This is a genomic window from Paenibacillus sp. P5_B5 (assembly GCF_056400365.1).
Window position 1 is genome coordinate 318,543 of sequence record NZ_JBFULK010000001.1, and the last position, 18,923, is coordinate 337,465.

An 18,923-nucleotide genomic window follows, 5' to 3' on the forward strand; every position below is an offset into this window, starting at 1 on the left:
TGGCATAAGAAATGGCACATGGTCATAAATCAGATGAAAAAATAGTATATGTCGGAGATTCACGCGTAATTAAAAAGAATATGGCTGACCGTCCTGTACCGACTGACTACACTGCATATCCGGGTAAGTCGGAAGTGTTCATACCGAACTTCCTACTTAAGGAGTGGATGGTAGCCGTTGTTGCTCTTGTCGGAGTACTGTGTCTGGTTATGTCAGATCCGGCACCGTTAGGTAAACCGGCAGATCCGCTCACACCTGGGTTTATTCCGATGCCTGACTGGTACTTCCTATTCATGTATCAATTATTGAAGTATCCATACGCTTCAGGAGATTTCAAAATTTTAGGAACACTTATTTTACCAGGGGTTATGTTTGGGGCGTTATTGCTTGCACCATTTCTTGATACAGGGAAAGAACGTCGCTTCTACAAGCGTCCAATTGCTTCATCTTTAATGTTACTTTCAATTGCTGCAATTACTTATCTAACTGTTTTCTCTTGGCACCATTATCAAAAAGATCTTGTTGATAAAGGCATCAAGACTGAGCATAGTATCCGTTATGAAGAGAAGCTTGCGCAGAAGGAATCTGGTGAAAAGGGTTCAACTCCAAGCAAGAAGCTCGCGTTAGTCGGTGCTGAAGAAGAAGGATACGAGATTTATAAGAATGCTACTTGTCTTCAATGTCACGCTGTTGATTTAAAAGGTGGAATGGGTCCGAAGCTTCTAAATGTAGGTGATAATTATTCACCAGAAGAATTGGCAGCAAAAATTAAAGAAGGTTCAATGAAATCTCAATATAAAGCAAGTATGGATAAAGGCATTTCTGCAGAAGACATGGATAAAATGATCGCATGGCTTGCAACTCAAAAGAAACCAGAATAAAATAATAAAGTAAACCTGACTGTTACTAAACAGTCAGGTTTTTTGTGAATTAAATCGTACAGCTTTAAATTATTTAATAGTGAAGGTGGTTTGGAATTGGATAAGGGCCTAGGTCTATCATTTTTATGGAGTAAGCATCTGCTTTTACATCGTTCTATGCTATGGTTAGTATTCTTAATTAATCTCGGCGGTACAGTTTACGGTTATATGTGGTACTGGGGGCAGTTGGTGATAACAGCTTCAGAGGAGCCTCTCTGGTATTTACCTTTTGTTCCGGACTCTCCTACAGCTAGTTTGTTTTTTACGCTTAGCATTGGCTGGTTATTATTTGATTCATATCGCGGTAAGGATCTAATTATGCGTAAGCAGAGCTCATGGTTAAGAGGGTTTATTGAGGCATTTGCTATTGTTACTTCTTTTAAATATGGTATATGGGCTGTGACGATGATCGTAGCTGCAGATTTACAAGGAACACCTATGGTTTGGCAGGATTGGATGTTAATTGGCTCGCATCTAGGAATGGCTATTGAGGTGCTCTTGTATGGTCGCTTCTACCGGTATGGTCTAGGGGCTGTAGGAGCTGTCGCAGTGTGGGCATTATGGAATGATTATATGGATTATGAGGAAGGAATCTTCCCTTACTTATCTAGAGTATTACATGATGATTTGTCAACCATACAACTATTTACAATTGGACTGAGCTTAATTGGAACTGTAATTGCTATCCTTTACTATCTTTATCGTAAACGGAATAAGGTCTAAAATAGGACAAACCCCCATACAATGTAAATGAGCATTTATTGTATGGGGGAGTGTCTTTTTATGTATTATAAGCTTGTTCGAATAAGTATAATCAGTACGCTGTTATTCAGCATAATGTTTGTTATGGTAGGTTGTAGTGGCACTGTGCAAAGTGAAGAGAATAAACAAAGCTTAACACAAGTCAAACCTGATCAACTTCACAAAATACAATCATTAGTTACCGTAAGCGATTCTTTATACAAAAAGAGTTTAAATGGTGATGTTCCGGGGATTAAGCAAGATTTGGAACGGATATCAATTTTAATATCTGAAACCGAGTTTGCAGGGATCTCCACTATAGAAGGATTACATGCATTAACGGGCAGTGTGATGGAAGCAATAAGGCTATCGAATGCTATACAGATCAACATGGATTCCGTCAAAATAGTCACTGCCAAAATCCGCTTTGCTACAGATGCATTGACGCATAAGCATGCACCACTGTGGCATCAGTACTATGACTTGTTGACAGGCGATTTACAATTAATAGCTGAGGGTGTAAATATTAATCAGAGAAAAGATGCGAATGACGCTTTTGCTAAATTCATCTTACATTTGGATACAATTAAACCTGCACTCCTGATATCCAAACAGCCCGAAGAAGTAGAGAAAGTGGAATCTCTAATTGCTTATATGAAAGCACAACTTAGGATTCAGCCTTATCAAGTAAATGAAATTCGCAAAGGTCTACAATATTTACAAGTGGCACTGGACAAGTTGTTTGAGAAAAATAATCAAGGTACATTTCTACCCTTAGCTCAGCCTGAGAATCCAGTCTACTGGACACTTGGAATTGGATCAGCTATTATTCTAGCGCTGACATATACAGCTTGGCAAATGTATAGAGGTCAAGAAGATGTCGTTCCGGCTCGCAAAAAAGGAGACAGAAAACATGGATAGACTATCTATTCTGTCTATTCTGTCTTGAAGCCTTCTCCCAGTACATCATGGACTTCTCCTACAATGACGAATGCAGCTGGATCAATGAGTCTAACAATCTCTTTTAGCTTTCGCATTTCTTGTCTTGGAACTACACAATAAACGACTTCCTTGGATTCGTTGGAATAAGCCCCAGTAGCATGAAATAGGGTAACTCCGCGCTCCATTTCAAGCGTAATTTTCTCAGAGATCTCTCTTGGATACTTCGTAATAATGGTAAATGCTTTGGCTGCATAAGCCCCTTCTGTAATATAATCGATAATTCTAGAAGAGATAAACACAGTGACAAGTGTATATAACACTTTAACTAATGGAATGTAGAAGAGCGAGGAGCCAATCACAATGATATCCATGGCGAATATCATTTGTCCGACACTCCAACCTCTTTTTTTGTTGCCTAATCTTGCGAGAATATCGACCCCGCCAGTAGTGCCTCCAAAACGAAATACGATTCCTAACCCGATCCCGATGGTCACACCTGCATATAAGGCAGCTAATATGTAGTCATTTCCTGCAAGGAATTGCATCACCCAGCCATGTTTAATCAAATATTCGACTACCCATAAGAAGAACGATAGAGAAAGTGTCCCGTATACGGTATAAAACATTGTTTTACCGCCAAATGCTCGCCACCCGATATAGAATAATGGGATATTGAGCACAAGTGTTGTTAATGATGGTGGGATGCTAAGTACATAGTTTAAGAGAAGTGCGATCCCTGTGAGACCACCTTCCATTAATTGATTTGGAATGATGATGATGTGTATGCCAAATGCGAATATGGCAGTACCTATTGAGATAGGAACTAAGTTTCTCATATGGCTTAAGAATGGATTGGATTGCAAACGAATTACCTCCTGCAGAAAAGGATTTGTCAAGCCTACTACTTTCAGTTAACATGGAGAAAGATAGTAAATGGAAAGAAGGGTGACAATGTCGGAACGTTCTTTACATGAGCTTCAAGAAGAAGTTCATCAATATATTTCTCAATTTAAAGAAGGCTATTTCTCTCCTTTATCTATGATGGCACGAATGTCAGAAGAGGTAGGCGAGTTAGCCCGGGAAGTGAATCATCAATTCGGTGAAAAACCGAAAAAATTATCTGAAGATGATAATTCCATTGAAATGGAGCTTGGTGATATTTTGTTCATCACAATCTGTTTTGCTAATTCACTTGGTATCGATTTGACTGAAGCACACAACAAAGTGATGCACAAGTTTAATACTAGGGATGCAAATCGCTGGACAAAAGTCAACACAGATTCAAATTAATTCCATATGCTGTACCATCTCCCAGTTTCATGCTATCAGAATATAGAGGAGGATGGAAGATGGACAGTGATCAAAAAGTTCAAAAAGCTTATGAATGTTTATTATCTAACGATTTCGCTAGCGCTGAGAAATGGTTTGAACTTGCAATTGAAGGTGATCCTTATAATGCTTCACTTCATTATAAGTTGTCTGTAACATACGCCCGCAATAACAAATTGCATAAGGGTATCGTGTACGCGGAGAATGCGGTAAACATAGATGCAACGAATGTTTTGTATACCGCACATTTACAACATCTAGAAGCTCGTCGTTTAATTGTTCAAGCTCAAAGCTATTTTGATGGGACAACCGAATCACTTTATAACGCCATTTTTTTATTGCGTAAGGCCGTTAATCTAGATCCACTTGCCATACATGGTTATTTGTTGCTTAGTGAGGCATATGCGGGTGTTGAAGATTATTTCCTCGCTGTTCAGAATGCGAAAGAAGCGTTAAAGCTTGATCCAATGGCTGAATATGCTTTGCAGCTACATGAACGATATAAGCTAAAGCTTGAACAATATTTATCCTAATATCGTTCATTAATTATTATTTTTTATGGTTATAGAGAGAAAGGGTGCTGGAACAGAATGAGTAACCAAATTAAAGTTGTGGTAGCAGGGGCAAGTGGGAGAATGGGTAGAGAAGTCGTTAAAATGGTGTTAGCTGATTCCGAACTACAGCTTGTAGCTGCTGTTAATCGGGTTGCTAAATCTACAGATGCTGGAAGCATGGTAGGTATGGAGCCTTGCGGAGTCATGCTTAGCGATAATCTAGAGCAAGCATTTAAGGAGATGAAACCTGATGTGCTTGTTGATTTCACAAGACCTGAAGTCGCTAAAGAAAATATTAAACTTGCCATTTCGTATGGCGTTCGCCCTGTAATGGGCACTTCAGGCTTTACAGATAAAGAAACGGAAAGTCTGGACAAGCTATGCCGCGATCAAGCGATTGGCGGGCTAATTGCGCCGAACTTCTCCATTGGTGCTATTCTAATGATGCGATTTGCAGCTCAAGCAGCCAAATATTTTCCGCATCTCGAAATAATCGAATATCATGGTGATCAGAAGCTAGATGCACCTTCGGGTACAGCAGTGAAGACAGCTGAATTAATTGCTCAGAATCGTGAAGAAATTCGTCAAGGTAATCCGAACGAAGAAGAAATGTTGGAAGGTGCTAGAGGCGCTTATTATAATGGTTTCAGAATACATAGCGTTAGATTGCCTGGAGTGTTCGCTCAGCAAGAAGTTGTCATGGCAGCGAATGGCCAATCACTTAAAATTAGACATGATTCCTATGAACGTGCGTCTTATATGCCGGGCGTTAATTTATCCATCAAGAAAGTTATGACTTATGAAGGTCTTATATACGGATTTGATCATTTCATCGAGTAATGGAGGACATTAGAAATGAATATCGCATTGATTGCACACGATCGTAAGAAGGAAGAAATGATTGTTTTTGCTATTGCCTATGAAGAGGTGTTTAAACACCACACCTTGTATGGAACAGGGACTACAGGTCTTAGAATCATGGAGAATACAGGACTTCAAGTGAATCGTTTCATGTCGGGTCCACTTGGTGGAGATCAACAGATTGGTGCTATGGTTGCTACTAATGAGATGGATTTAATCATTTTTTTACGAGATCCACTAATGGCTCAGCCGCATGAACCGGATATTATTGCTTTGCTAAGATTATGTGACGTGATGGGTATCCCTGTTGCAACTAATATTGCTACTGCAGAAATTCTGGTTAAGGCACTTCAACGTGGAGATCTTGCATGGCGTGAACTTGATGACACATTTAAACCAGGTTCAGGTGAATTATAATGGATGGAAAGCTTGACTTATTGATATTTGGTGCTCATCCAGATGATGCAGAAATTGGTATGGGCGGCACAATAGCTAAGCATACTGCTGCAGGTTATAAAGTCGGAATATGTGATTTGACTTATGCGGAGATGAGCTCCAACGGTGATGTAGAAACACGCAAGCAGGAGGCAGAGGTTGCTGCTAAAGCGCTCAAACTGCATCTGCGTTCGAATCTTGGACTACCTGATCGCGGACTCATGGTCTCTGCTGAACATATTGAAGCAGTAACAAGGGCTATCCGAATAGCAAGGCCATCTGTCGTATTCGCACCTTATTGGCAGGATCGTCATCCTGATCATGTGATGTGTTCACTTATTGTGCAAGAAGCAGTTTTTAATGCGAAGCTACGCAAGTATTGTCCCGATTTACCTGCATGGACTGTACCTAAACTGGTCTTTTATTTTATTAATGATGTATATGAAGCTAGTATGATCGTTGACATTACGGCTGAATATGAGGATAAACGCAATGGTTTACGGGCATATCGCTCACAATTTGAGCCTGCTCATAGTGGTAATGACTATGTGCTAACTCCACTGAATCAAAGCTATTTGGAACGAGTGGAGGCTCGGGATTTCTTGGTCGGACAAAAAGCAGGAGTGCAATACGCAGAGGGCTTTATTAGTAAAAGTCCTGTTAACATAGATTATTTTGGGAAGTGATTGAATTGAGTGGTTTTTTGAAAATAGGTATTACTTGTTACCCCACTTTAGGTGGTTCCGGTGTTGTAGCCACTGAACTTGGTATGCTGCTAGCCGAAAAAGGACATGAAGTACATTTTATTACACATGGGATACCCTTTCGCCTCGGACGATTTGATAAAAATATTTTCTATCATGAGGTAGAAGTACCTGACTATCATGTATTTAGATACCCCCCCTACGACCTAGCTCTTGCTACCAAGTTAGCTCAAGTTGCTGAACTAAAAGAACTAGATTTACTTCATGTACATTATGCAATTCCGCATGCTGTGTGTGCGCTGCTTGCCAAGCAAATGGTAGGTAGTAAATTAAAGGTTGTAACAACACTTCATGGTACGGACATAACGGTATTAGCGCAGGATCAATCCATTTCGAAATTGATTCAATATGCAATTAATGAGAGTGATGCTGTTACGGCGGTATCACAGGATTTAATAAATGAAACCAGAGCGTCACTCGATATTGTTCGTGACATCGATTTGGTCCATAACTTTGTTGATAGAAGAATCTATTATCCTCATGAGGTAAGTGAATTGCGACAAGAATTTGCTGAGCCAAACGAGAAGATTCTGATTCATATATCTAATTTTCGTCCAGTTAAGCGAGTACTTGACGTAATTGATACGTTTAACCTTGTTCAACAGCAAGTACCTAGTAAGTTAATGTTAGTAGGTGAAGGCCCAGAGTTGTCTAAGGTCATTCATCGTGTTAAGGAATTAGGACTTACGGATCGCGTTATATTCTGCGGTAAACAGGATGATGTGGCGCAGGTCATCTCGCTAGCTGATCTTATGTTGTTACCTTCAGAAAAAGAAAGCTTCGGTTTAGTTGCGTTAGAAGCAATGTCTTGCGGTGTTCCGACAATTAGCTCGAATGCAGGAGGTATACCAGAATTAATTATTCATGGAGATACTGGCTTCTTGGCAGATGTCGGTGATACAGCAGCGATGGCTTCACATGCAATTAACTTATTATCAGATTCTAATCTTTATTCAGCGATGTCTAAAGCATGTCTCTATCGAGCACATCACACCTTCTGTAATGATTATATGACCTATAAGTACGAGGAGATTTATTATCGCGTAACAGGTAAATCAATGCCAGAATGTATCAGACAACAGGCTATTCAAAATTGTGATGAATCGATAAATGATCATATTATATAAAAATATTAGAAACTTATTGAATTATAGCTTAAGGGATGAAGGCGATGACAAGTTTGCAAATCAATGAAGCTGAAAATCAAGGCCGAGTAGTGCTACAGCAGTTATTAACTCATGGGTATGAGGCTTATTTTGTTGGTGGCTGTGTACGGGACAGAGTTCTTAATCGGCCAGTCAATGATTATGATATTGCAACTTCTGCGACGCCAGATCAAGTAATTAGTTGCTTTGAGCGAACAGTGCCAACGGGTATTAAGCATGGTACAGTGACGGTGCTGATCGACCATCAGCCGTTCGAAGTGACAACGTTTCGCACAGAAACGGAGTATGAGCAGTTCCGGCGACCCAAAGAAGTGAAGTACGTAACTTCACTTGTGGAGGATCTACGCCGGCGTGATTTTACCATGAACGCGATGGCGATGGACATCGCGGGGCAATTAATCGATCCGTTTGCAGGGCAAGCGGATCTTAAGTCAGGGCTCCTCCGCTGCGTTGGCATAGCGGAGGAGCGCTTTGGCGAAGACGCACTGCGCATGCTGCGCTGCGTGCGCTTCGCCTCGGACTATGGCCTCCGTGTTGAGGAGGCCACATGGGATTCGCTCCGCGTGCAAGCACCGCTCCTATCGCATATTGCGATGGAGCGCGTACGCGCGGAGCTAGAGCGTCTGGTGGGGGGGAGTGACCCCCACCGAGGGATCCGGATGCTCGTGGCTAGCGAGCTTCCGCAATACTTTCGGCAGCCGCTGGGCCTGCCGATCGCGGCTAGGTGGAGCAGCGCGTTTGCTGAGCGCGCGCTGCGGAAGCTTACTGCGCTGCCAGATACGAAGGCGCGCTGGGTACTTCTCCTCCTGCTAATGGAGGAGGAGGTTGTTAACGTCAGCAGCGCACTTCGCAAGCTGACTTTCTCCCGTGCTACGATCACAGCTATTAGTAGTGCACTAGCGCTACATAGCAGTGTGATTCAGCCGCTCAGTCAGTTGCCGGAAGATGGACACCCTGTCACAACGCTTGAAACGACGTTTAAACTCTCTGTACTTGCTCATGGCCAATTAGCCGCTGAACTATGGCTCGCAGTTATTACTGTGCTTAACAGCGACGTAGTAAGCTGTGAAGAAGAAGCTAGTATAGAAGTAATTAATAAAGAAGTAATTAATAAAGAAATAGTTAGTAAAGAAGCAGTAAGTGAAGAATCAACTGAAGTAGCAGCTAGTAATGACGCCAAGTTAATCACTACACCCCTTATGTTACACTTAGAACCCTTCTTGCAAGCATACGCTGCCGAAATTGCTATGTCTGGTTATGAATGGCTTAACACAATGCCGTGTACTTCAATTAAGGATCTGATGATAACAGGGACTGAACTCATTGCACATATAGGTAAACCGGGTGGTCCTTGGGTTGCGAATGAATTACAAAGACTGCTTCGCGAGGTAGCACTTGGTTCTTTACCGAACGATAAAGCGGCTTTATTGGAGGCTTCAAAACAATGAATGACAATTACCAGCAAATTCTCCAAGTGTTTGAACAGCAAGGAGACACTTTTATTTCTGGCGAGCAGCTTAGCAAACAATTAGGTTGCTCACGGACTGCTGTATGGAAGCAAATTGAGAACTTACGAGCTGAAGGGTATGTGTTTGAAGCTGTATCTAGACGAGGTTATCGCCTTATTAAGGCTCCAGCTAAGTTTAATATTGCAAGATTATCATCCGAGCTTCAGACGCAAAAATTGGGACGTAAAATTCATTATTATGATACGGTGACTTCCACCAATACGATCGCACATGAGCAGGTAGTACAAGGTGCTGAGGAAGGTACATTAATCATAGCCGAGTGTCAGACAGATGGACGTGGTAGGTTGGGCCGTCCGTGGTTCTCCCCCAAAGGTAAAGGGATATGGATGAGTCTGGTTCTTAAACCGCGCATCCCCCTATTTTTCACACCACAATTAACACTTGTAACAGCAGTTGCCTTGTGCCGATCAATTAAACGCATGTGTGCAGTAGATATCGGGATTAAATGGCCTAACGATCTACTTATTTCTGGAAAAAAGGTAAGTGGTATTCTACTCGAATCTAGCGCTGAGGATGAACGTCTAAAATATATTGTTTGTGGAATCGGTATTTCAGCTAATATGCAATTAGATGAATTCCCGGATGAATTACAATCCATTGCGACTTCACTAGCGATTGAAATGGGCCATGAAATTGAACGCGAAAAGTTGGTTGCAACGTTTCTCAAGGAGTTTGAAGACTTATTTGAGCTTTATTATACGCAAGGATTTAGCCCAATCCGCTCATTATGGGAAGCTTTATCCGTATCTTTGGGAAGACCAATTCATGCTTACACAGCACAAGGGATTATTGAAGGAATCGCTACAGCTCTTGATGAATCAGGTGCACTGATTATTAAACAGCTTGATGGTCAGGAAGTCCGTATTTATGCTGGCGAAATCATGATGAGTTAATAACTGATATCAGGATGAAATAATTCGTGACATCATGATGAATTAATCAGTGACATCAGATTAGGGTGTTGATATAATATTGTTGTGAGGCGATATCTGAATCAGAATCGCACTCAGGTCGTACAACTCTTTATGAACCGTTAGACAACTGGATAATCTTAACGTAGTATGTTGGATTCTGCTCTGAGCCAAAAGGACCGAGACAGAAAGGATCATATGATTCTTTTTATTCGTGTGCCTTTTAGCCTGCCTAAAAGGTTTTTTTTGTTGTTATTTTTAACTGATTCTCTTTATGTGGGTTGTACTTATTTGGTCAAAAATAAGGATAGAAAGCGGGTACATGACATGCAAATACGTAAACCAATTACCACTTCTAGGCTTCAAAAAATGAAAGAAGATAGAGAACCGATCACCGTCATTACAGCTTATGATTATCCTTCTGCATTTCTAGCAGAAGAGGCTGGTATCGAAGTTATTCTCGTTGGAGATTCATTAGGAAACGTAGTGCTCGGTTATGATTCGACATTGCCAGTAACGATTGAAGATATGATTTATCATACAAAAGCAGTAACAAGGGCAGTTAAATCAACGTTCGTCGTAACGGACATGCCGTTTATGACCTACCATGGTTCACTAGAAACGACAATGCGTAATGCTGCTAGAATTATGCAAGAAGGGCTTGCTAAGGCAGTCAAAATGGAAGGTGGCGTGGAAATTGCTCATACAGTTCAATCCCTTACGATTGCAGGGATACCCGTTATGGGCCATCTCGGTTTAACTCCGCAATCCATCCATCAAATTGGTGGCTATAAGGTACAAGGGAAAACAGATAGCCAAGCTCAGAAATTATTAGAGGATGCCAAGGCGCTTGAACAAGCAGGTGCATTTGCAATCGTGCTTGAGCTTGTAACAGATGAAATATCTGCTTGGATCAGTGAACAACTTACAATCCCAACGATTGGTATTGGTGCTGGAGCAGCTTGTGATGGTCAAGTTCTTGTATTCCATGATGTCTTGCAATATGGGCCTGAAACTCATCCGAAACGATTCGTCAAAACTTATGCGAACGTCGGAGGGATGATTAAGCAAGGTATTGAACAATACGTTAAGGAAGTCAAAGAACGCAGCTTCCCTGCAGCAGAACATGGATTCCACGCCAATCAAGACATAGTTGGTAAACTATACGGATCGAATTAAGGCTCTCACTCATAATCATTGTTTGCTATAGAAAGAACCATTTGCAGAACAAAGCGGGAATGCAGAAGGATAATCCTTCCACGCAGCGTTCATTTAGTGAAGATTAATAAGAAATGGAGCAGGTATAAGATGATCGTAATTCGCAGCATTATCGAACTTCAAGGTTATTTGTCGCAGCAGCGTAAGCAACAAGACGATATATCAATAGGACTCGTTCCAACGATGGGATATTTACATGAAGGGCATGTGTCATTGATTAAACGTGCACAAGAAACCTGCAACCTAATCGTTCTTAGTATTTTTGTGAATCCAATCCAATTCGGTCCGAATGAGGATTTCGATAAATATCCGCGTGATGAGAAACGTGATCTCCACACTGCTGAACAAGCTGGTGTTCATGTTGTATTCTTGCCAAGTGTTGAAGAAATGTATCCAGCTCCATCCAAAACGAAAGTAGCTGTCAGTGAATTAACATCACGCTTGTGTGGAGCATCTCGTCCTGGTCATTTCGACGGGGTATCGACAGTTGTCACGAAGCTTTTTAATATTGTACAGCCAAATCAAGTCTTCTTCGGGATGAAGGATGCGCAGCAAGTAGCGGTTATTCAGCAAATGGTTCATGATCTTAACATGCCCGTTCAGATCGTACCTTGTCCAATTCTAAGAGAAGAGGATGGTCTTGCGCTCAGTTCGCGTAATATTTATTTGAGTGATAAGGAGCGACACGAAGCACTTGTGCTATCACATAGCTTAGCTGAAGCTAAGCGATTGATTGCGAATGGACAAGTTACTGATGTGAACGTATTACAGACCCATATTCATCATTTTATTAATCAATCACCGTCTGCCAATGTAGACTATATTGAAATTTTAACCTATCCGCAGCTTGAATCGATAAGGTCTGATCAGTTAAAGAATGTAGATCAACTGATCATTGCATTAGCAGTTAAATTCGGTAATACGCGATTAATTGATAACATTATCATTTCCATGGGAGGGAAATAATCTGCATGTTCAGAACCATAATGACATCTAAGCTTCACCGCGCGACGGTAACTGAAGCGAATTTAAACTATATCGGTTCAATTACAATCGATGAGGATTTACTTGATCTTGTTGATTTACTTCCTAATGAAAAAGTACAAATAGTTAATAATAATAACGGTGCGCGCTTAGAAACGTATATTATTCCTGGTCCTCGCGGCTCAGGTGTTGTGTGCTTAAACGGAGCGGCAGCTAGACTTGTTCAAGTAGGCGATACTGTTATCATCATTGCATACGGATTAATGAGCGATGAAGAGGCACGAAATTACACACCTAAGGTGGCTATTCTTGGAGAAGGAAACAAAGTTAAACAAGTTCTCGGTATGGAAACACATTCTACCGTCCTTTAATCACGATTTGACGCATGATTTATCCCAAGTGACAAACAATAAGCGTACATTGGTGTGATTCATAAAGTAACAACGAACTCATCTGCTTATGACAAAGGCGGGATGCACATGTTCAAACATTTATTTGAGACGATGAACGAAGTACTGGGTGAAGTCGCTAAGCAATATCCTCACGCAAATAAAGCCCAAAGGGTGAAATTAGACGAGCAGCTACAAGTATTAAAAACGATGAGTGATGAGTTTATTGAAAACTGGTTAGGTTTTGAAGAAAAGTTAAGAGCATTCTATTCAGATAAACCCGAAGAAGAGCATGGGGATCAGCCAACAAAATCGCATGCAAAGAAATTGTCGCCTCATTATATTTCTGATGCTGGAGCACCTACATCCAAGTCAATTGAATTTGATAAAGGTCAAGGATATTACAAGCTCTGTATGTATGATAATGCGATCAGAGAATTTGAAGCTGTGATTAAAATGAATCCAGATTTTATGCTTGCGCGTGCCTATTTAGCTATGTCTTTTATGCGTAAAGCAGATTATTCTGAAGCATCAAGACATTTTCAATTTATCATTCCGCTAACGGACAATGCCAAAATTAAGGCGATATCTTACAATATAATGGGTTGCATTCAGTATGAAAAACGTAATATGGATAAGGCGGTTGAATACTTTAACAAAGCGTATCATTTTGACCCGACCGTTATGAATTTGGAAGAATAATTCGCCTCCTTGTTTCGTCTTTTTGCAGATTCTGTTATGCTACTCTGTATAGCAAGAAGAAGGGAAGGATAGAGGGGAATGAAGTTTGCGGTTATCGATTTTGAAACAACTGGACCAGGTACTGACGATGAGATTATTCAAGTTGGCCTTGTCATCATAAATAATCGAACAATTACAGATAGGTATACTTCCCTTGTTAATCCAAGGATCGGTATACCTTCTTCAATTACTGGACTAACTGGAATTACCGATGAAATGGTGGAGGACGCGCCTGAATTATCGGATGTGATGGCCAAATTATATCCGCTTATACACGATTGTGTGCTAGTTGGTCATAATATTGCATTTGATTTTGGATTTTTACAGCGTGGTCTCGCTAAATCAGGTTATTTCCCATTTGGGGGTCGGGTTCTAGATACGATTGATTTATTAAAGGCCTTATTTCCTTCGATTAATTCATATCAACTTACACTTGCCTGCCAATGGTTCGATATTGAGCATGAACGACCTCATCAAGCAGATAGTGATGCAGAGGTTACTGCGATTATTCTCCAGCGTTGCTTGGATCGTATGGACGAGTTACCATTAATCACAATCCAGCGGCTTCATCTATTATTAGAGCAGCAGATTGGGAATGATATCGGTTGGTTTCTAAGCGAAATTAGAAACAAGCGTGAATTACAGGTAAGTGAGGATCCGAATTTGGATCGCTATTATCGGGGTTTTGCGCTTGGAGTCACAGATTGGCGTGATGAGGATGATTCTAAGAACGAAGAACCGCGTATTCTCCCAGAGAAATTTGAAGAGTTCTACGCAGATCTTAAATCGACTATGAAGGAAAGCCTTAATCATTATGAAGAGCGAGAAGCGCAAGAGACGATGATTGAGGAGATCCAATCTGCTCTGAATGATGGTCATCATCTGATGATTGAAGCGGGTACAGGTACGGGTAAATCCATTGGCTATTTAATCCCCGCCCTGTATTATGGGATCAAGAACGATCATAAGATTGTGGTTTCAACACATACGATTAATTTACAAGAACAGCTTCGTACTAGGGATGTCCCACTTCTTAGTGAAATATTTCCTGTTCCTTTTGAAGCTGCAGTGTTCAAGGGAAGAAGTCATTACCTGTGCTTACGTAAATTTGAAGGCAGAGTAAGTACGCTGGATCTTGACAGCTCCAAAGAGGATGCTATGACAGCTTCACAGATGACTGTTTGGCTGAACGAGACGGAGACAGGTGATGATGAAGAGCTTAATTTAACGGGTAGAGGGCTTAACTTCTGGCACTCCGTTGCTAGTGACGCTGATTCCTGCCTTAATCGTAAATGTCCATGGTTTCGGAAGTGCTTCTATCACCGTGCACGGAATTCAGCCAATCAAGCTGACTTAGTCATTACGAATCATTCCATGTTATTTACTGATATCAAAGCGGATCATCGCATTCTGCCAGGTTATAATCATTTAATTATCGACGAATCCCATCATCTTGAAGAAGTGGCTAGCAAGCATCTAGGAACTGAATTATATTATTTTTCATTAGTTGGAGCATTACAGTGGTTGTTTAAAGATATACGTACTGGCCAGCTACCGCTCTTGAGAAATAAATTGGCGAATATAAGTGGGGATGATCGTGCGGCGGCTTGGTGTGAAACGATTGAGCTCTTATATCCAAAGCTGATGTCAATTAAAGAACAGTGGGATACGTTCTGTGACCAGATGTATGATCTTGTTTCGACGGGTACCAAAGATGCTGCTCAGCAGGATACAGGACAATATGTGCTCCGAATTAAATCGGAATCATTACCCGCAAACTGGTCTAACTTAAGTCAAATGTCTGATGATTTGCAAGAGGATCTAGGAGATCTACTTAAAGCGTTAGATAAATTAATGAATAAGATCAAAGATTATCAAGATGAATATGATTTACAAGCTTTTCTTACTGATTTTAATGGATATGTGAAAGAAATCGCACAATGTCGTGATAATATGAAAATTTTCATGGAAATGAAGGACAATAGTTTTGTATATTGGATAGAAGGAGGCTTGAATAATAAGAAGAGCTCCATCCTTCTAAGTTGTGTGCCTATTGATGTTAGTAAGCTCATGCAGGAATATGTTTTTGATAAAAAAGCAAGCGTTGTTATGACATCAGCAACTCTCTCGGTAGATAAATCGTTTCAATACACAGCTTCACAGCTAGGATTTAACGAAGAGAATGATGAAGATAAGCTGCGTACGGTTATGCTTCCTTCCCCCTTTAAATATCGTGAGCAAGCGCTTGTATGTGTTCCTAGAGACTTCCCTGGAATTAAAGGTTCGTCCGGAGATGTTCTGTTTATTGATAAACTAATTGGATCACTTTATGAAGTTGCACTTGCCACAAGGGGGCGTTTACTAGTATTATTTACATCAAACAAAATGTTGCGACAAGTTCATGGAGAATTGAGGGAACGACTTAAACCTCATGGTATTGGAGTGCTTGGCCAAGGGGTGGATAGTGGAAATCGCAGTAAATTAACTCGTTTATTTCAAGAAGGTAAGTCAAGTGTATTACTTGGAACTAGTTCTTTCTGGGAGGGAGTCGACATTCCCGGTAATGCGCTTACATGTTTGGCAATTGTAAGACTTCCATTTCAACCGCCAAGTCATCCGTTAGTGGAAGCTAAATGCGAGAACCTCAAGAAACAAAATAAAAATGCATTTATGAAATTTTCCGTACCGCAAGCTGTAATTCGGTTTAAGCAGGGCTTTGGCCGGCTTATTCGCTCGTCCCGAGATAAAGGTGTCGTAATTATTTATGATACAAGAGTTATTGAGACACGTTATGGGAGAAATTTTCTTTATTCACTACCAGGTCCGAAGATCGAATCTATGTATACCTCCCAAATTGTACCTAGTATCCAACAATGGATGGGAGAGAATCTTCTTGAAATCGATGAAAATATCTGATGCAGTTGTTCGCAGACTGCCAATTTATTTACGGTTCTTGAGTGAGTTAGCTACTAATAATGTGCTTACGGTTTCATCACAGGATTTAGGACAAAAGCTTAATTTAAACCCAGCACAAATTCGCAAAGATTTAGCTTATTTTGGGGAATTTGGCAAAAAAGGAATTGGATATGATGTGCTTTTCTTAATTGAAAAAATACGTCAAATTCTGAAGCTGGACAAGACATTATCTGTTGCACTTGTAGGTGCTGGTAACTTAGGTCGTGCATTATGTAACTACAATACGTATCTTAAGGATTCGATGAAAATAGTTGCTGTATTCGATTCTAATCCTGAGCAGCATGGCAAAGTGGTTAACAATTTAATTGTACAACCAATGGAGCAGATCGAGGAAACGATTAAATTACTTCAAATTCGTATTGGTATTATTACGGTTCCTTCCGTGTCTGCACAACAAGTGGCTACACAGTTTGTTGAAGCGGGAGTAGAAGCTATACTGAATTTTGCTCCTGTAATAATTAAGGTTCCTAATAACATCCGCGTTCATCATGCTGACTTTACAACAGATCTCCAAAGCTTAGCTTATTATTTAGAATAAGCACATAAAATGAATAAGGTAGCATCTTCATTATTTGAAGTTGCTACCTTTTTTGTTAATTAGAAAGTAAATGAATCAACAAAAAAAGACGTCCATTAGGTCGTCTTCTAAAGGTTGTAATTTATAATACCCATCCGAACATGACTTTGTATAGTAGGTAACCCAGTACCATTGAAATAGGGATTGTGATTAGCCATGTGATGATCATTCGAATAACAGTAGCCCATTTCACCTCATGGAAACGAATAACACTACCTGTACCAATGATGGCAGATGTGATGACATGAGTTGTTGATAATGGCATATTCAAGAATGTTGACGTTTGGATAACAACAAACGATGTTAAATCTGAAGCAAAGCCATTGATTGGTTCAATTTTGATGATTTTGGATGAAACTGTTTTGATAATTTTCCAACCACCAATTGAAGTTCCTAGACCGATTGCTGTGGCAGCTAGAATTTTAACCCAAAGTGGCACTTCAAGATCGGTTTGGAATCCGCCTGCTACTAGTGCAAAGACGATGATACCCATTGCTTTCTGAGCATCATTACCCCCGTGCGAGAACGATAGTAGTCCAGCAGATATAATTTGGAAAAAACGAAATACCCGATTAAGCTTAGTTCGGGAAGAATTTCCTTTCCAAAGTACCAAATACTTGATAATTGTCATCATAATAAAGCCTGCAGTAAAGGCAATAATTGGGGATAGCAATAAAATCGCAATAATTTTACCGAAACCACCTAAGTTTACTGCATCCCAGCCAGCCCCTGCTATAACAGCACCAGCAAGCGCACCAATTAACGTATGTGATGAGGAAGATGGAATGCCATAATACCATGTAAGCAGGTTCCAAAAAATTGATGCGATCAGGGTTGCTATAACGATATAAAGTCCATTATCTACACTGAACGGATCAGCAATTGAACCACCAATCGTTTTGGCTACCCCAGAAAAGATGACTGCTCCAATAAAGTTAAGCACTGCTGCATAAAGAACAGCTACTTTAGGGGGGAGGGCACGTGTTGATATTGATGTTGCAATGGCATTAGCCGTATCATGAAAACCGTTAATAAAATCGAATCCTAATGCGAGTATCACAATGATGATAATGACGAGTAAACTGTTGTCCATGATCTCCTCCTAAGTTTCGTAGCTACTTAAGAGTAGCGTAACACAACGCCGTGGAGAATATTAGCGACGTCTTTGCAAGAATCTGTTGTTTCCTCAAGGCGCTCATAGATTTCTTTAAGCTTAAAATCCTCGTAAGGATCTTTTCTATGTATAAAGATTTCACGAATGCCCTCACGCATTAATCTGTCGCCTTCATTCTCTAATACAGTGATTTGCTCAGTGAATTGAGTAAGCTGAAGGTATTTTTTCTTACTTAATACTTTGAAAGCATCAAGAATTAGCTGACAACAATCCACAATGATTTCAGCAAAACTCTTCATATACTTGTCAGTTGTAAGAATTGACAAATAATCAAAGCGTGCAATTGAGGCTTCGATTCCATCGAGTACGTCGTCTAAAGAAGAAGCAAGCTCTAGAATATCTTCTCGTTCGATAGGCGTGATGAATACTTTGTTTAAGCCATGGAAAATATCTCTGGTCAGTACATCCCCTGCACTTTCTAAATCTTTAACAGCTTGAAAGGTTTCTGCAGGCGGTTTTGTATCATTCATTGCTTTGCGAAACACATGCGCTGCCTCTAAAGTATTCTCAGCTGCTTTAATGAGTAGATTTAGAAAGTCAACATCATTTTTTTTGGTGAACAGCATAGGTTTCTCACAACCTCCTTAAATTATGTTTGTTATAAAGATATTACTGTGGAATAAATTCTTTATAACATAATAGAAAAGTTAAGCTCTAATCTAATCAATTGTTTGTTCTGGTGATTAGATTTGTCAATTACTTTTCTATTGGT

The 18,923-nt window shown here is 40.3% G+C and carries 20 protein-coding genes; 17 read left to right on the plus strand and 3 right to left on the minus strand.

All coding sequences use genetic code 11. The annotated features are described in order from the left end of the window. Nucleotides 1–11 precede the first annotated feature (11 nt). The 3 genes from AC1DOK_RS01650 to AC1DOK_RS01660 all read left to right on the plus strand — a co-directional run bounded on the left by AC1DOK_RS01650 (nucleotide 12) and on the right by AC1DOK_RS01660 (nucleotide 2,582). Complete coding sequence (locus tag AC1DOK_RS01650) at nucleotides 12–881, plus strand: c-type cytochrome (protein WP_477552478.1); 870 nt, start codon at nucleotides 12–14, stop codon at nucleotides 879–881. Nucleotides 882–1,037: 156 nt separating this feature from the next. Further along, nucleotides 1,038–1,643, plus strand: a complete 606-nt coding sequence (locus tag AC1DOK_RS01655; RefSeq protein WP_477552479.1) for a DUF1405 domain-containing protein — start codon at nucleotides 1,038–1,040, stop codon at nucleotides 1,641–1,643. A gap of 60 nt (nucleotides 1,644–1,703) precedes the next feature. Further along, the gene (locus tag AC1DOK_RS01660) at nucleotides 1,704–2,582 is read left to right on the plus strand and encodes a sporulation protein YpjB (RefSeq protein WP_477552480.1); all 879 of its coding nucleotides are present in this window, start codon (nucleotides 1,704–1,706) and stop codon (nucleotides 2,580–2,582) included. Nucleotides 2,583–2,596: 14 nt separating this feature from the next. Here the strand turns inward: AC1DOK_RS01660 and AC1DOK_RS01665 are convergent, their stop codons facing one another. Next, nucleotides 2,597–3,439: a YitT family protein gene (locus tag AC1DOK_RS01665; protein WP_477552672.1), complete on the minus strand. Its 843-nt coding sequence runs from the start codon at nucleotides 3,437–3,439 to the stop codon at nucleotides 2,597–2,599. A 115-nt stretch (nucleotides 3,440–3,554) separates the two neighbouring features. On the opposite strand from AC1DOK_RS01665, the gene AC1DOK_RS01670 reads away from it, so the two are divergent. From AC1DOK_RS01670 to AC1DOK_RS01735, 14 genes are all read left to right on the plus strand, one after another. Then, nucleotides 3,555–3,893, plus strand: a complete 339-nt coding sequence (locus AC1DOK_RS01670; RefSeq protein WP_477552481.1) for a nucleotide pyrophosphohydrolase — start codon at nucleotides 3,555–3,557, stop codon at nucleotides 3,891–3,893. Between the two features lie 59 nt (nucleotides 3,894–3,952). Further along, on the plus strand, nucleotides 3,953–4,465 hold the full coding sequence (locus AC1DOK_RS01675) for a tetratricopeptide repeat protein (RefSeq protein WP_477552482.1): 513 nt from the start codon (nucleotides 3,953–3,955) through the stop codon (nucleotides 4,463–4,465). Nucleotides 4,466–4,522: 57 nt separating this feature from the next. Further along, nucleotides 4,523–5,326, plus strand: a complete 804-nt coding sequence (dapB, locus tag AC1DOK_RS01680) for a 4-hydroxy-tetrahydrodipicolinate reductase (protein WP_477552483.1) — start codon at nucleotides 4,523–4,525, stop codon at nucleotides 5,324–5,326. Nucleotides 5,327–5,341: 15 nt separating this feature from the next. Beyond that, nucleotides 5,342–5,764: a methylglyoxal synthase gene (gene mgsA / locus AC1DOK_RS01685; RefSeq protein WP_477552484.1), complete on the plus strand. Its 423-nt coding sequence runs from the start codon at nucleotides 5,342–5,344 to the stop codon at nucleotides 5,762–5,764. Next, complete coding sequence (gene bshB1, locus AC1DOK_RS01690; protein ID WP_477552485.1) at nucleotides 5,764–6,468, plus strand: bacillithiol biosynthesis deacetylase BshB1; 705 nt, start codon at nucleotides 5,764–5,766, stop codon at nucleotides 6,466–6,468. The genes mgsA and bshB1 overlap by 1 nt, the downstream gene beginning before the upstream one ends. Nucleotides 6,469–6,473: 5 nt before the next feature. Beyond that, nucleotides 6,474–7,673 carry an N-acetyl-alpha-D-glucosaminyl L-malate synthase BshA gene (gene bshA / locus AC1DOK_RS01695; RefSeq protein ID WP_477552486.1) on the plus strand — a complete coding sequence of 400 codons (1,200 nt, stop codon included), beginning with the start codon at nucleotides 6,474–6,476 and terminating at the stop codon, nucleotides 7,671–7,673. Between the two features lie 44 nt (nucleotides 7,674–7,717). Beyond that, complete coding sequence (locus AC1DOK_RS01700) at nucleotides 7,718–9,160, plus strand: CCA tRNA nucleotidyltransferase (protein ID WP_477552487.1); 1,443 nt, start codon at nucleotides 7,718–7,720, stop codon at nucleotides 9,158–9,160. Continuing rightward, a complete protein-coding gene (locus tag AC1DOK_RS01705) occupies nucleotides 9,157–10,134 on the plus strand; it encodes a biotin--[acetyl-CoA-carboxylase] ligase (RefSeq protein WP_477552488.1) in 978 nt (325 codons plus the stop codon). The genes AC1DOK_RS01700 and AC1DOK_RS01705 overlap by 4 nt, the downstream gene beginning before the upstream one ends. 345 nt (nucleotides 10,135–10,479) lie before the next feature. Next, entirely contained in the window at nucleotides 10,480–11,331 is an 852-nt protein-coding gene (gene panB / locus AC1DOK_RS01710; protein ID WP_477552489.1) for a 3-methyl-2-oxobutanoate hydroxymethyltransferase, read from the plus strand. 129 nt (nucleotides 11,332–11,460) lie between these two features. Beyond that, the gene (gene panC / locus AC1DOK_RS01715) at nucleotides 11,461–12,336 is read left to right on the plus strand and encodes a pantoate--beta-alanine ligase (RefSeq protein WP_477552673.1); all 876 of its coding nucleotides are present in this window, start codon (nucleotides 11,461–11,463) and stop codon (nucleotides 12,334–12,336) included. A gap of 5 nt (nucleotides 12,337–12,341) precedes the next feature. After that, nucleotides 12,342–12,725, plus strand: a complete 384-nt coding sequence (gene panD / locus AC1DOK_RS01720) for an aspartate 1-decarboxylase (RefSeq protein ID WP_477552490.1) — start codon at nucleotides 12,342–12,344, stop codon at nucleotides 12,723–12,725. Nucleotides 12,726–12,833: 108 nt separating this feature from the next. Further along, on the plus strand, nucleotides 12,834–13,445 hold the full coding sequence (locus tag AC1DOK_RS01725) for a tetratricopeptide repeat protein (protein WP_477552491.1): 612 nt from the start codon (nucleotides 12,834–12,836) through the stop codon (nucleotides 13,443–13,445). A gap of 78 nt (nucleotides 13,446–13,523) precedes the next feature. Further along, a complete protein-coding gene (gene dinG / locus AC1DOK_RS01730) occupies nucleotides 13,524–16,400 on the plus strand; it encodes an ATP-dependent DNA helicase DinG (protein ID WP_477552492.1) in 2,877 nt (958 codons plus the stop codon). Beyond that, the gene (locus AC1DOK_RS01735; protein ID WP_477552493.1) at nucleotides 16,378–16,998 is read left to right on the plus strand and encodes a redox-sensing transcriptional repressor Rex; all 621 of its coding nucleotides are present in this window, start codon (nucleotides 16,378–16,380) and stop codon (nucleotides 16,996–16,998) included. The genes dinG and AC1DOK_RS01735 overlap by 23 nt, the downstream gene beginning before the upstream one ends. A 121-nt stretch (nucleotides 16,999–17,119) precedes the next feature. Here the strand turns inward: AC1DOK_RS01735 and AC1DOK_RS01740 are convergent, their stop codons facing one another. Further along, nucleotides 17,120–18,130 (minus strand): inorganic phosphate transporter, encoded by a 1,011-nt coding sequence (locus tag AC1DOK_RS01740; RefSeq protein WP_477552494.1) that lies wholly within the window; start codon nucleotides 18,128–18,130, stop codon nucleotides 17,120–17,122. Between the two features lie 26 nt (nucleotides 18,131–18,156). Further along, nucleotides 18,157–18,777: a DUF47 domain-containing protein gene (locus AC1DOK_RS01745; RefSeq protein WP_477552495.1), complete on the minus strand. Its 621-nt coding sequence runs from the start codon at nucleotides 18,775–18,777 to the stop codon at nucleotides 18,157–18,159. Nucleotides 18,778–18,923: the final 146 nt, after the last annotated feature.